The sequence below is a fragment of the Saprospiraceae bacterium genome, from assembly GCA_016719615.1.
In the GTDB taxonomy this organism is placed as follows: Bacteria; Bacteroidota; Bacteroidia; order Chitinophagales; family Saprospiraceae; genus Vicinibacter.
This window is the reverse complement of sequence record JADJYQ010000006.1, coordinates 126,699-141,438: the sequence shown is the minus strand read 5'-3', so window position 1 is coordinate 141,438 and position 14,740 is coordinate 126,699. Positions and strand designations below refer to the sequence as shown.

General features: G+C 39.3%; 9 protein-coding genes. 5 read left to right on the top strand and 4 right to left on the bottom strand.

The genetic code is table 11. The annotated features are described in order from the left end of the window. Nucleotides 1–5 precede the first annotated feature (5 nt). A complete protein-coding gene (gene dnaX / locus IPM92_13230; GenBank protein ID MBK9109292.1) occupies nucleotides 6–1,709 on the bottom strand; it encodes a DNA polymerase III subunit gamma/tau in 1,704 nt (567 codons plus the stop codon). 376 nt (nucleotides 1,710–2,085) lie between these two features. Between dnaX and IPM92_13225 the strand changes: the two genes are divergently transcribed. After that, on the top strand, nucleotides 2,086–3,723 hold the full coding sequence (locus tag IPM92_13225; GenBank protein ID MBK9109291.1) for an NAD+ synthase: 1,638 nt from the start codon (nucleotides 2,086–2,088) through the stop codon (nucleotides 3,721–3,723). 33 nt (nucleotides 3,724–3,756) lie between these two features. Here IPM92_13225 and IPM92_13220 read toward each other — a convergent pair whose 3' ends face one another. Next, complete coding sequence (locus tag IPM92_13220) at nucleotides 3,757–4,803, bottom strand: glycosyltransferase (protein MBK9109290.1); 1,047 nt, start codon at nucleotides 4,801–4,803, stop codon at nucleotides 3,757–3,759. Between the two features lie 172 nt (nucleotides 4,804–4,975). Between IPM92_13220 and IPM92_13215 the strand changes: the two genes are divergently transcribed. The 4 genes from IPM92_13215 to IPM92_13200 all read left to right on the top strand — a co-directional run bounded on the left by IPM92_13215 (nucleotide 4,976) and on the right by IPM92_13200 (nucleotide 11,677). Then, on the top strand, nucleotides 4,976–5,998 hold the full coding sequence (locus tag IPM92_13215) for an AI-2E family transporter (protein ID MBK9109289.1): 1,023 nt from the start codon (nucleotides 4,976–4,978) through the stop codon (nucleotides 5,996–5,998). Between the two features lie 162 nt (nucleotides 5,999–6,160). Then, nucleotides 6,161–9,175: an amidohydrolase family protein gene (locus IPM92_13210; protein ID MBK9109288.1), complete on the top strand. Its 3,015-nt coding sequence runs from the start codon at nucleotides 6,161–6,163 to the stop codon at nucleotides 9,173–9,175. 5 nt (nucleotides 9,176–9,180) lie between these two features. Further along, a complete protein-coding gene (locus tag IPM92_13205; GenBank protein ID MBK9109287.1) occupies nucleotides 9,181–10,452 on the top strand; it encodes an amidohydrolase family protein in 1,272 nt (423 codons plus the stop codon). A gap of 295 nt (nucleotides 10,453–10,747) precedes the next feature. After that, nucleotides 10,748–11,677 carry a transposase gene (locus IPM92_13200; protein MBK9109286.1) on the top strand — a complete coding sequence of 310 codons (930 nt, stop codon included), beginning with the start codon at nucleotides 10,748–10,750 and terminating at the stop codon, nucleotides 11,675–11,677. A gap of 425 nt (nucleotides 11,678–12,102) precedes the next feature. On the opposite strand, the gene IPM92_13195 is transcribed toward IPM92_13200, so the two are convergent. After that, nucleotides 12,103–12,474: a cupin domain-containing protein gene (locus tag IPM92_13195; GenBank protein ID MBK9109285.1), complete on the bottom strand. Its 372-nt coding sequence runs from the start codon at nucleotides 12,472–12,474 to the stop codon at nucleotides 12,103–12,105. 141 nt (nucleotides 12,475–12,615) lie between these two features. Further along, nucleotides 12,616–14,328, bottom strand: coding sequence for a hypothetical protein (locus IPM92_13190; GenBank protein MBK9109284.1), 1,713 nt, complete (start codon nucleotides 14,326–14,328; stop codon nucleotides 12,616–12,618). Nucleotides 14,329–14,740: the final 412 nt, after the last annotated feature.

Sequence of the window (14,740 nt, the reverse complement as noted above, 5' to 3'; positions counted from 1 at the left end):
AAAAATCAATCTTCGTCCAGTTTGAGTTGCAATTTTTCTTTGAATTTGGCAAGATTGGGATTTTTTTGAACCATTAATTCCCATTTTTCAATGGCAGAATAATACTTGATGGGTTTTTTACTTTCCTGTTCGGCTAAAGATGGATCAATTTCTATATAAACGCGAATGTTTTTATCAGCAAAAGTTTGACGTATGCGATCATCCAGTTTCAATTCTGCGCGGATAGTTTCTCGTGCAATGACATTGCCAACCAAAATGCGCATTGCGTGTGCTTCAACGCCACAAACTGCTACTTTCATAAATGCTTTTAACGAAGCTGGGAGTTCTGATTCGAGCAATTGGTTCCAGAAAGTAAGAGCAGATTCATCATTAAAAGCGATGAGATTTTCTTTGCGTAGTTTTTCTTCTTCAATGATTTTTGATTTGAGTTGATCTATATTACCAAGTTTGGGAATATTGAGACCATTTGTGGTCATCGGGTTTTTAGATATTTCTTTTTTTGCGGGTTTTAAAATTGGCGCAGTTTCTTCTGATGGGATAGGAATATTAGTTGCGGAGCTCAGAGGATTTTTTTTTTCTTCACTTGTCGGTGAAGTATTTTGAGCGATTTGCCTTTTGCGTGAAACGTATGTTAATTTGAGCAACAGTATTTCGGTATGCAATCTCTTATTTCTGGCGCGCACCATATTCACGTCTCCTTCGTTGATAAGATCGAGCCAGGTCACCAGTGAAGCAACTGTATTTGCCTCTGCCTGATTTTTATATCGTTGTTTGAGGGCTTCACTTCCTTCGACTAAATTGGCCATTTGCAAGTCTTTCACCACCATGAGTTGGCGTATATGTCCGGCAAGTCCTTCCAGCAATACTTCGGGATCAAATCCGTAACGCAAAACATCATCGAGCAACAACATACTTGCGGAAGCATCTTCACGTAAAAAAGCATCCACAAATTTGAAATAATAATCGTGATCAAGGATGTTTAGATTGTCGAGAACATCTTTGTAAAGGATTTCATTTCCCGAAAAACTTTTAATGCGATCAAACATAGAGAGTGCATCTCGCATCGCACCATCTGCTTTTTGGGCAATGAGAAAGAGCGCTTCTTCTTCAGCTTTCAGTTGTTCCTTTTCGACAATTTTCTGCAATTGCAGAACGATATCTTTTTCTCCTATTCTTCTGAAATCATAAATCTGACAACGGCTCAGAATGGTAGGTATAATTTTATGTTTTTCAGTTGTGGCCAGGATAAATTTTGCGAAAGGTGGCGGTTCTTCCAGTGTCTTCAAAAAAGCATTGAATGCAGCGGTAGAGAGCATATGTACCTCATCGACGATATAAATTTTAAACTTACCGGCTTGAGGTTGATATCTCACTTGTTCGACCAATTCACGAATGTCATCTACAGAGTTATTACTGGCCGCATCCAATTCGAAAATATTGAAGGATGCATTTTCCATGGAAGCCATACATGAATCGCAGCTGTTGCAGGGTTCCCAATCCGGTGTAGGCTGGGTACAATTCAGAACGCGGGCCAAAATGCGTGCGCAGGTCGTTTTACCAACACCTCTGGGTCCACAAAACAAAAAAGCGTGGGCGATCTGTCCTTTGGCTAAGGCATTCTTAAGTGTATGTGCCACATGCTCTTGTCCAATAACATCAGCCCATTTTAAGGGTCTGTACTTTCTGGCGGATACTACGAAGTGGCTCATATAATGATGTGGGGCAAAAGTAGGCAAAAATGGTGGCCTTGTTAATATATTTTCAAATGCTTTCGAAACGAATGATTGCCAAAGCCGGAATTATTGTTGACTATTATTTCTGCGATCATCTGTGAAAATCCGCGGGTGCCAATGGATTATCTTTGTTTATCTGGAATAACTTATTTTGTCAGAAGCAGAATTTACAGAATTAAAGAATTCACAAAATGCAGGCAGATTATAGATACCCCACAAACCAACTGAAAATTCAGGAAATTGTGCTTCAGGCAGTTGGTAGCATTTATTCCTGATGGTAAATAAACTACATTTACAGTTTAAAATGAGAATCCAACTTTCTTTTGTGTTCCATTTTTAAATTTTGCAATTTATGAAAATCGCTTTATCACAATTGAATTATCACATCGGAAATTTTGATGCTAATTTTAGAGCCATGTCGGAAGCTGTTTTGTTGGCAAAAGAAGGTGGAGCCGATCTGATCTGTTTTAGTGAGTTGGCGGTTTGCGGGTATCCGCCACGTGATTTTTTGGAATTTAAAGATTTTGTCAGACAATCCATGGACGTTGTGCAAAAGCTATGTGCCATGAGTAATGATTTGGCAATAGTGGTTGGTGCGCCTACTGTCAATCCTGAATTAGAAGGTAAAGATCTGTTTAACTCTGCATTTTTTCTATATGAAGGCAAAGTGCAATACATTGCTCACAAAGCCTTATTACCTAATTACGATATTTTCGATGAGTACCGATATTTTGAGCCGAACCGTGAATTTAAAACGGTGACTTTTAAAGGAAAGCGCATTGCTGTTACTATTTGTGAGGACATTTGGAATCTCGGCAACAGCAATCCGATGTACACGATTTGTCCAATGGATCTGATGATGTGCGAAAAACCGGATTTCATTTTAAATCTATCAGCGTCGCCTTTCGATTTCGAACATGCAGAGAACAGGCTGGATGTGATCCGCGCCAATGTGCTCAAGTATGGTATTCCTATGTTTTATGTCAATGGATTTGGTGCTCAAACCGATATCATTTTTGATGGCGGTTCTGCGGTGCTTTCACCGGATGGGAAATGTTTTGATGAATTGCCATTTTTTAAATCTGCATTTCAAATTTATAATTTGGAGGAAGTGCAAGAAGGCAAAGTCTCCAGAGAACAGGATAAAACAAAAATTCCTTTGATCTATCAGGCATTGGTCTTGGGCATTCGGGCTTATTTCCATAAAATGGGATTCAGGAAAGCGATTCTCGGATTGTCTGGCGGAATTGATTCTGCCATTACTGCAGTTCTTGCAGTAGAGGCATTGGGTAAAGAGAATGTCAAAGTTTTATTGATGCCATCTCGTTATTCATCGCAAGGATCGGTAGATGATGCAAAAGCGTTGGCCATAAATTTGGGCATCGAATACGAGATCATTCCTATTGAACCAGTGTTTCAATCCTATCGGGATGTTTTAAAAGAACATTTCAAAGATTTACCGGAAGATGTGACCGAAGAAAATATGCAAGCGCGTGTTAGAGGCATGTTGCTGATGGCTTTCTCCAATAAATTTTTGTACATCCTGCTCAATACGACTAATAAAAGTGAAATGGCAGTAGGCTATGGTACCTTATACGGAGATCTCTGCGGCGGCCTGGCAGTTCTTGCGGATGTTTATAAAACGCAGGTATATCAATTGGCAAGCTACATCAACAAAGAGGCAGAAATTATTCCGCGCAACACCATTCACAAACCACCTTCCGCAGAATTGCGCCCCAACCAAAAGGATTCTGATTCTTTGCCGGAATACGACTTACTCGATCAGATTTTATACCACTATATTGAAAGCAGGAAAGGTCCACGCGAAATAATTTCGATGGGATTTGATGCAACATTGGTTTACCGGGTCCTTAAAATGGTCAACCGCTCGGAGTTCAAAAGATTTCAATCCCCGCCCGTACTTCGCGTGTCTTCCAAATCATTTGGTCTGGGAAGGAGGTTGCCGATTGAAGCTAAGTATTTGGGGTAGGAAAAATAACTTGAGAACGTAATAAATTTTCAATTAATCCTTAAATTTATCAAGATAAATTTTTAATTCCAACACAGGCGTTTGCCCAATCACGAACTCCAAAAAGGGATGATTACTTTGTTTTAAAAAAATACTTCCGGGATCATTGGCCTGCCAACAGAAATGGATGACGGGAATTCCGCTGGCGATATATTCTTCGAGCTTGCTGGGAATACCTGGATAATTTTTATTAGCAAAATTCAATAATATATCAGTTTTAGCATAGGCTTCCAGTAATTTTTCATCCGAATTACAAACGCTCGTTTGTATCCAAGTTTGACAAGCATTTATTTTTTGCAACAAGGGCTGATACATCATTCCTAACAATTGTATGTTCATATTCAATTCCGGATGCTCGTTGTATAATCGCAAGAAAATATCTATTTCCGCAAGTCCATCGCGAAGACTTTCATAGGTATTGCCAATAAATGTCAATTGAAGCGTTTTAGATTTCGACCTATTCATTTTTGGAAAATCAAGTCTGTTTCCATTAGGGATTACTTGAATTTTATTTCGATCCAATTTGTACTTGTCTGCAAAATATGCTCGCATTGAATCTGCATTGACAAGAAGGTGATCACATGTGCTTGTTACTTTTCGCTCAAAATAGAGATTGCATTTTTTGAAATAAGATGCAGATTGATCTGGAAGATAAAATAAATCTCCTACATCGATGGTCCAAACATGTTTGAGAAATCTTTTGAGAAAGTATCCAATGAAATGTGAGCTGAAGGGATTAGAAACTGTGTATATATGGTCATCGCGTTTGCGTAAGAAAAGAATATAATAAATTAAACTCCAAATATTATAGAGTATTTTGTCATCAGGCCAGATAAGCCGGTGTAAAAACCGAAGCAGGAAATACTTTTTTAACTGCTGGCGTCGGAGACTTTGAATGTTTCTGCTGATTCCAAGCCTATAGATATTTTTTTCATTTATATTTTTCTCATTTGCAAACCTGGAAGTAATGACCAAATATTCCTGATCGGAATACCTGCTGCGAATGAGGTTCTCTATTCTAAAGGCCCTTGGATTTCTCAAAGGTGGGAAATTGAAACTAAAGAAAACAGTACGCATGAGTACAAAGTAAGGCAATTTCACACCGTCTTATTGACTTTTTATGAATGGAATTTTATTTCACTATAATTTCTTGTATCGAATTTATTATAATTAAAACTTACGCCTTAGATTTACAGGCAACTATCAGAACAATATGGATAAAATTCCGAATAGCATCATCAGGCAGAGTTTTCATTTAGTGCTCATCCTCTTATTGGGGGGATTGATCTTTTGGCAGCTACATTTATTTGTACCGGCATTTTTGGGTTCGTATACCTTATACATTCTTTTGCGCAGGCCTTATATTTTTTTAATATCGCGCTGGAATTTTCCCAAAAGCCTGTCTGCATTAGTACTTATGATCCTGAGTTTGCTGATCATCGTCCTTCCGTTAAATTCTCTTATCCGGATGTTGAGTTCCAGAATACTGCCACAAGTAAAGGATGCCAATGCCATTTGGTCTTCTATTGAGCAATTTATTCATGAAATTGAGCTTAAATACAACGTGTCCATTTTAACAAAAGAATATGTAGGTAACCTTAGTGATTTTGTCTTGCGCGAATCGAGTGATTTACTTACTGCAACTTTTAATAGTTTGGGTTTAATTGCAATCATGTATTTCGTTTTGTTCTTTTTACTTACCGGTGGCGCGAAAATGGAACATGTATTTACTTCATGGCTCCCATTGAAAATTAAAAATTTAAACTATTTCCGCGAACACCTTAATTCTCTGGTTTTTTCAAATGCAATAGGCATTCCTTTGGTTTCCTTATGTCAATCCATAGTAGCTTTCATTGGCTACTGGATAGCAGGAGTGGAAGAACCTTTTTTATGGTTTGTGGTGACATTTTTTGCTTCATTCATTCCTTTTCTTGGCGCAATGATTGTTTACATCCCGCTCTCGATCATGTTGATTTATAACGGCCAAAATAATTATGGAATTTTTCTCTTGTTGTATGGCTTTGCCATCGTGGGTTCCGTTGATAATTTGTTTAGACTGGCCATTCAAAAACGCATAGGCGACACACATCCCCTGATTACTATTTTTGGTGTCATAGCAGGCTTAAAATTATTTGGGTTTATCGGTTTGATTTTCGGGCCCATTATTATCTCCTTATTTATTTTGTTAGTAGATGTTTATTTGAAGGAGTATGGAGAATATAGTTTGGATGAATGAGCGAATCATTAGAAATTTCTGCCAAAAATATCACTAATGAATTTTCTGATGGACCATTCAAGTAATAAGATATAGCTTGAATATAGAAGTCGGGAGTCCAATACAGCGCTTTTATTCGTTTTTTTGATATTTTAGCGTTTCTTTTCAGAATTTTTAAAATACATGTCAAACATTAAGAAACTTTTTTCTAGCCTGTTACTTTTGTTAACAAGCCTTGGCTTGCATGCTCAGATGACCTTTCCAGTGAATGGAGTGAGGTATCCGGATAATCGCTATATATTGATACAAAATGCAGTTATCCATCAGGATAGCGGTACCCTGCTTCACGGGGGGCAAATGCTGATCAAAAATGGGATCATCTCTGCGATAGGAAAAAATCTTCAGGCTGCAGATTCCATGCTCGTTCTGGATTTTGAAGGAAAACATATTTACCCGGCTTTTATTGAACCTCTCTGCAGTTATGGAATGCCCGAACAGAAAAGAAATCAAACGGAAAACAATTATGTAAGTAAAAGGGAAGGAAGTTTCAGCTGGAATGAAGCCCTGCGAAGTGATGTGGATGCAGCAGCTTTACTAAGGTATAACGAGGAACTGGCAAGTAAATACCGACAGGCTGGTTTTGCTTTGGTCCAAACGCATCAGGCGGATGGAATCTCAAGAGGAAAGGCTTGTGTGATTCAACTAAGATCTGGCGAAGAAAACGAAATCATTCTAAAAAATGCTTCAGGCCATGTATTGAGTTTTCAGAAAGGCAGTTCTACTCAGTTTTATCCTGGTTCCCTAATGGGCAGTATTGCACTGTTGCGGCAAACTTACCTGGATGGACTGCATTATGAAAATGCCATCAAACCCAAGGAGATCAATTTATCTATTGAATATTGGAATCAATTGCAAAAATTACCCCAATTTTTTATTGCTGGAAATCCACTTAATGCTTTGCGCGTTGCCAAAATTGGAAAAGAATTCAATGTAAATTATATTGTAGTTGGCGACGGTAAAGAATATCAAAAACTTCAGGATTTAAGACAATCCAACATGAGGTTTGTAATTCCTGTCAATTTTCCTGCGGCTTATGATCTGGAAGATCCTTACGACGCGCTCCAAATAGACCTTTCTGATCTGAAACATTGGGAGTTGGCTACATACAACCCAGCAATGCTGGCGCAAAACAAATTGCCATTTGTTTTTACAAGTGAAGGGCTGCCAGACCTCAAAGAATTCCTAACAAACGTTCGTAAGTCTGTAAAAAAGGGACTATCTGACAAACAAGCTTTATATGCACTTACTGCCGGTCCGGCAGAGTATTTACAGATCAGCGATAAAGCAGGAAGTTTACATGTAGGAAAAACAGCGGGATTTCTCATAACAGATGGCGAGTTGTTTGACGACAAAACTCAAATTCTGGAAACCTGGGTCGATGGCCGCAGATTTCAGCATAAAACCACATTTGCGACAGCGTCTATAGAAGGTGAATATGAATTTAAAATCGATACTTCCCGGTTTAAATTTAAAATCAGTACGGTCGATCACAAAGCTCAGGTAAAACTTTTGACGGATGATAGCAGTAAAGTTTCCTTGAATGCCAAAATTGATCAGTCTTATTTGAACGGCGTATTGAACAGAGGGAACACCAGGGGAGTCATCTTATTATCCGCCTGGAGAACATCCAATGAAAAATGGTCTGGAAGGGCCCAGTTGGAAAATGGGATGTGGCAAGATATTCAATTCTTTAAAACGGGCACATTAAAGGATAGTTTAGACAACAAGGAAAAATCCAAAAAGGATCCAAAAGATAGTGTGGCTAAAGTGAGCTTTCCTTTCACTGCATTTGGATGGCATCAGAAACCATTGCAGCAAAAGTACCTCATACGTAATGCTACTGTGTGGACTAACGAGAAGGAAGGAATTTTGAAGGAACACGATGTCTATATCGAATCCGGTAAAATAAAGGCCATTGGGAAAGGATTGAACTACTCCGGAGTTTCGGTAATCGATGGCACGGGAAAACATCTTACGCCTGGCATTATCGACGAACATTCGCATATCGCTATTCAGGGCGGAGTGAACGAGTGTTCGCATTCTGTCACAGCTGAAGTTCGCATTGGGGATGTCATAGATTGTGAAGACATCAACATTTACCGACAGCTTTCTGGAGGTGTGACTTCATCGCAATTGCTACATGGTTCCTGTAATCCTGTTGGCGGACAGTCGGCACTTATTAAATTGCGTTGGGGATACAGTCCGGAGCAAATGAAATTTGAAGGAGCAGATCCGTTTATCAAATTTGCGCTCGGCGAAAATGTGAAGCGAAGTGGCGGCAATACCAGCGATCGATTTCCGGATACGCGGATGGGAGTTGAACAAACTTACATGGACGCTTTCCAACGTGCCAAAGAATATGATCTTGCACTAAAAACGAAACCCAGCACAACAAGGCGGAATCTGCAATTGGAAACTTTGGCCGAAATCATCAATAAAAAGAGATTCATTACTTGTCATTCGTATGTGCAATCTGAGATCAATATGATGATGAAGGTGGCAGAAAAATTTGGTTTTGTACTCAACACGTTTACGCATATTCTGGAAGGTTTTAAAGTTGCAGATATCATGCGCAAACATGGAGCGGGAGCTGCCGGTTTTGCAGATTGGTGGGCATATAAATTCGAAGTTTATGAAGCCACACCTTACAATGGTGCCATCCTGTTTGAGAGAGGGGTCATCACTGCATTTAATTCAGATGATGCAGAAATGGCACGCAGGCTCAATCAGGAGGCAGCCAAAGCAGTGATGTATGGCGGCGTTCCGGAAGAGGAGGCTTTGAAATTTGTAACCTTAAATCCCGCGAAACTTTTACATGTGGATCATCGGGTGGGCAGTGTCAAAACAGGTAAAGATGCGGATCTCGTTTTATGGAGCGATCATCCACTTTCGATCAGAGCTGTAGCCGACATGACTTTTGTGGATGGCATTCGCTTTTTTGATCGAAATGAAGATTTTCGATTGCAATCAGAAGTTGCGGAAGAGCGTAATAGATTGATTCAAAAAATGATCAAAGCCAAAAACGATGGCGAGAAATCTCAAAAATTCAGTTCCAAAAGAAGGCGTATGTATCATTGTGATTCTGTGGGACAAGATGATGTAGAGGATGAAGATCATTCATTAACCAAAGAGCATTAACCAAAATGAAGTTTATAAAATATTTTTCTATTTATTTTTTTTCGATCCATTTATTATCTGCGCAACCTGCACCGGGAACTGTGCAGAAAGAGCCCATTGCCATCACCGGTGCTGAAATTCATATTGGAAATGGCCGAACCATCGTCTCCGGAGTCTTGATTTTTGAGCGGGGTAAAATATCTTACGTGGGAGAGGATGTTTCCAAAACGAATCAGATCCAACGCGTTATTGACGCCAAAGGCAAAAAGCTCTATCCAGGTTTTATAGCAATGGCGAGTAACCTTGGATTGGCTGAAATCGAACAGGTAAAAGCCACACTCGATTTTCGCGAGTTTGGAACCTACAATACGAACATACGTTCGTTAACTTCCTACAACACCGACAGTAAGGTTATTCCTACGGTGAGAAGCAACGGTGTTTTAATGGCACAAGTTGCTCCGCAAGGTGGGATCATATCGGGCCAGTCATCGGTTTTTCAACTGGATGCTTGGAATTGGGAGGATGCCGTATATGCAGCGGATGAAGGCATTTTTATTCAATGGCCCAATCCTTCCGGTATCAGTCGCAGGGTCAATGCAGAAGTTTCTGCCGAATCTTCTTATCAGAAAGAAATCAAAGCCCTTCGCGATTATTTTGATCTGGCTAAAGCGTATGCATCAGAAAAAGCGCCCACCGAAGTTCATTTAGGTTATGATGGGATGCGAAAATTATGGACTAAAGAAAAAACATTATTCATCCGTGCAGGCGCCCCAAAGGCCATGATACATGCGGTTCAATTTGCAAAAGAGTATAATGTTGAAGTGGTATTGGTAGGTGCCCAAGGTGCCGGACATATATTGAGTTTTTTAAAAGAGCACAGGATACCAGTTGTCCTTGCGCAAACACATCGTTTGCCTTCACATGCTGATGAAGCGGTGAACATGCCTTATTTATTGCCAAAAATTTTACAAGAAGCAGGAATCCTTTTTTGTCTGAGTATGGATGGTTATTGGGAGCAGCGCAATCTTGCTTTTCAAGCCGGACATTGTCTGGCTTACGGATTAAGTTATCAGGATGCCCTTGCTTCCATCAGTTTGAATGCTGCAAAAATTCTCCGCATCGATTCCCGTTGCGGAAGTATCGAACCAGGAAAAGATGCTACTTTTTTTATCAGCGATGGCGACGCACTCGACATGAAATCTCAAAAGATCATTCAGGCATTTATACAAGGACGAGAAATCGATCTGGATAATAAACACAAAGAACTTTACAGGAGATTTAGCGGCAAACCGAGGTAAGGAAGTTGTCAGTTGTTAGTTGAGAGAACTAACAAACGTTCGTAAGTTTTAAAAAACTATAATCTCTGCTCTATATTTCATCATCCATGCAGCGACCTACGGCACGCGGTGAAGTTTTTTCAGTTTTTACCAATATTTTGTCGGTATAATACTCAAAAATAGTTGGTAAAACCATTGTAAGCATATTGAATATCAATATGTTACATAGAGCTTATTGAAAGTGGTTTCAATAAGCTCTATTTGTATATGAAAAAGCCAAAAAAAAAGATGCTGGTCATGCGGATTTTTAGATACCATCAAATGGGGAAAACAAGATGGAAAACAGAGATATAAATGTAAAAATTGTGGTGTTTTATCTACTGCTAGAAATGAATCAGTCAAGTTAAATAATGAATTAGTTTGGTTTCGGAAATGGATTTTAGAGAGATTAACCTATCGCTATCTTATTAAAGATAGTGGACATAGCAAAGCTACACTTGAACGCAAGTTTAAACACTACTTAAACAAATCTCCAGTTTTTCAAATTAAAGCTCATAATGAGGCTCATTTAATTATTGATGGCACCTACTTTAAAGGTGAATTATGTTTAGTGCTGTATTATGATTTTGATATCAAATACTGCCAGTTTTATCGCTTTACAAACAAAGAATCATATTTTGAAATTAGGGAAGACATAGAAAATATCCAGTTGATGGGAATTCAAATCAACTCCGTTACTTGTGACGGTCATCCATCTATTTTAAAAGCAATTCGTAAAGCATGTCCCACCGCAATCATTCAAAGATGTTTGGTTCATATTCAAAGAGAGACAAATACATGGCTTAGAAGAAAGCCTGTAATTGAGGGCTCTATAGAGCTCAAGCGAATAGTAAGCACTTTGCATTTAATCAAAACTCACAATGACAGTATATTTTGGATAAATCAGTTCAAAGGATGGCTGGATCGATATAAAGCTTTCATAAATGAACAGCAGATTAATCCTGATACAGGAAGAAAATGGTATCGTCACAAGGATCTAAGAAGAACTGCAATAATGATTCGCAAAGCAATACCCAATATGTTTCATTATTTAAGCAACCCTCAAATACCGAAAAATACTAATTCCATTGAATCTTTTTTCGGGCATTTAAAAGACACTTTAAGTATACATAGAGGACTGTCATTAAGCAACCGAAAGTCTTTTATTAAATGGTACCTGCACTTTAAAAATGCATCAAGGAAATAGGTTTTGTTAGCCATTAAGCATGCCAGTATATAAACAAAAAGTGGTTCGTTTGAGAACCACTTAATTATACTGTATATGCATCAACCATATTGCTGGCAGGTTGCTCCTCAGCAGAGCCTACTTCCTCTTCTAGTTGATGGCCGCAATCTAATGAAGATTGTAAAATAAATCACCAACTATTTTTGAGGACATTACCATTTTGTCTCTTCGGGACAATGGAGTAAGCAGTTTCTAGTATTCAGTTCTCATCTCAAAGCAATATACTATCAACAAGTAAAGTGCAAAAGTCAAAATATATTTTAAACTAGAATTTGTTAGTATTTGTTGTTTACTATCAGACTATCAGACTATCAGACTATCAGACTATCAGACTATCAGACTATCAGACTAACAGACTAACAGACGACTCCATCTCTACAAGCAGTCTAAGGTTTTGCAAATATTTCGGCACTCATGATTTCTATTCCTATGAATTCTTCGTTTCCGTCTACCCAGGCATCATGTCCCGGAGGAATGGAATAAAAGTCACCTTGCTTTATTTTTTTTTCGGTGACATCGCCCATGCGCACGATTATGCTTCCCGATACGGCATATCCCACATGTGATACCTGGCAAGAGTGCGTATTCACCACGGGCTTGATACATTGAGACCATTGCCAGTGGGGTTGTAATGTCAGTCTGCCTAAGGTAAAACCTTCCAAACGGACGATTTCGACTTTGGTCTTGTCTGGTTGCCGTATTTCATCCGAATGTTCATGCGATTTTGTTTCAAATTTTGTAATGACTACTGGATTCATTTTACTGATTTTAGTTGAGCCTACTCTTTTCGCAACGTGCAGGGTTTTTCAGCATTTTCCCTTTTATCTTATGGTTCATTGGACTACATTCAAATTGAATTTAGTGGCTAACAACTGTTTGTCAAGAACCGTTTTCTAATTTTATTTTAACCTGGATTCCTGGATTTGCAGGTCCGCATGTTTCCAGGCCTCTGCAAGCAGGACTTCCGTTTTGGCTAGAGCTTTCCGATCTTTTTTAGCATGATAGGCTTGTTTCAAGCCATGTAGAGCCCAACCGTTCTTTGGCCACCATTGTAAATCTTTTTCATAAACTTGAATGGCTTCATCGTATTGGCCGGCTTCAATAAGTACAGCGCCCAAATGATGGCGTATGGAGAAAAACCAATCGGGTGGTTCATTGTAATTCATGCCATCTTCAATGGCAACAGCTTCTACCAGGAGTTTGATGCTTTCTTGGTATTGTTTTTTCGTGGCCAGGATTTCAGCATATAAAACTTTTGAAGCGAGTTGTGTTATGGTTTGGACATTGTTGATATACCAAATCGTGATTGCTGCGAGACTCGTGTCCCTGGAAAGTGAATCGAGCATTTTCCATTCTTCCATAGCATTTTCCATTTCATTTTTAGCGAGAAATGCATAACCTCGGGCATAATTTCTAATGGCCTGAGGGTATTTCAAATTGACATCGAAATTATTCATTTGAAGTACTTCATCCCAGTTTCCAAATTTGAGATGGACAAAATAGGGAATGGTATAATAGTGTTGTAAAGTTCCCCACATTGGATCTTTCATCAGATCGCGATCTGCATGATCGCTTACTTTCTGTGCAGCTGATACGGCCCATTCTTCTTTGCCTTCCATCGTAGCAGTTGCTGCAAGGAAGTGGTAATTGTGGGGGTAGTAGGCTAAAGGGTAAGCACCTTGTGCATGACAACTGCTTACATATTGACTGTCAATTTTTACGGCATTGATATTGGCTATAGAGCCCAGATGATAATCGCCGGTTCGGATGTAAATATGTGAAGGCATATGTACCAAATGCCCGGCATTGGGAATGATCCCATCGTCGAAAAGTTTTGCACTCGCCAAAGCTCTTTCGGGAGTAAAAGACGCTTCAACGGCATGTATATAAAAATGATGTACACCCGGATGTTTAGGAAATTTTTGCATTACGGATTCGAGGATCGTTACTAATTCAGGCGTCCAGGGTTTGGGCTTGCCTTGTTTATCCCAAAGGTCCCAGGGATGCAGATCCATGACGGATTCCACATAAAGGGCTGCGATTTCCGGATCTTCCGGATATTTAGTGTAGAGCATTTTCATGGCTTGCGAATAGGCACTATCCAAATGCCCTCTTGTGGCGGGTGGTTCGGCAGCATAACGTTGGGCAAGAGCATTGATGAGATCTGCTTCTTTCGGACTTCCGTTTTTTATAAGTTGGACAGCTTTCTGAACGGCTGTATATGCACGTTCGTAATTATCTGGCTCCATGCCTGCGTTATAATTGGGTCCAAGAACATAAGCGAAGCCCCAGAAACACATGGCGCAATCGGGATCCAGTTTTGTTGCATAATGAAATGAGCGCGCTGCTTCTGCATGATTGAAAGCATAGGAAAGCGTAAGACCCTGGTTGAAATATTTTTGTGCATCCGGATGCTTCGTTGTGATACTATAATTCAGATCACCTAGACCATCAAAGAGAGGAGCTTTATTTTCACCCTTGTACCATTCTGCGTCAGTCGTTTTTGCAGCGCACATGGTTCCGGCGGGCGGAAATGCCGGCTTCAATTCGCTTTCTTTGGCTTTACAGCCTACTATCCATAAAAATATGAAATAGACCCAAATTTTGTACATCGTTCAAATTTTTATAAAGGTAATGGCAAGGAGGGCAGCTTGTAAATACCATGAATATGGGATTTTTTGTCAACTGCTTGAGATTCAGAACTTAATGCCTTCAAAAAATATCGAAACGACATCTAGCAGTCATAATCGCTATGCGTATTTATTTAACTGGAATTTGTAAAAAGTACTATCGAAGTTTAATACTCAAAATTGGCCTCAAATTGCTTCGAAAGCCATTTGCCTGCCATTCTTAAAAATTTCCTTAGGTAAAATGCACATTCTTTTATATTTGTAGATGAATGCGGTGGTCTTCATAGGGTAAGATTGAATTGTGAATGATGAATCATTTAAGGGGATTTGTCTTCAAACTAACTTAAAATTGACCTATCGGCAAGACTTTTATTGCAGTTTTTGGAATGCCCGA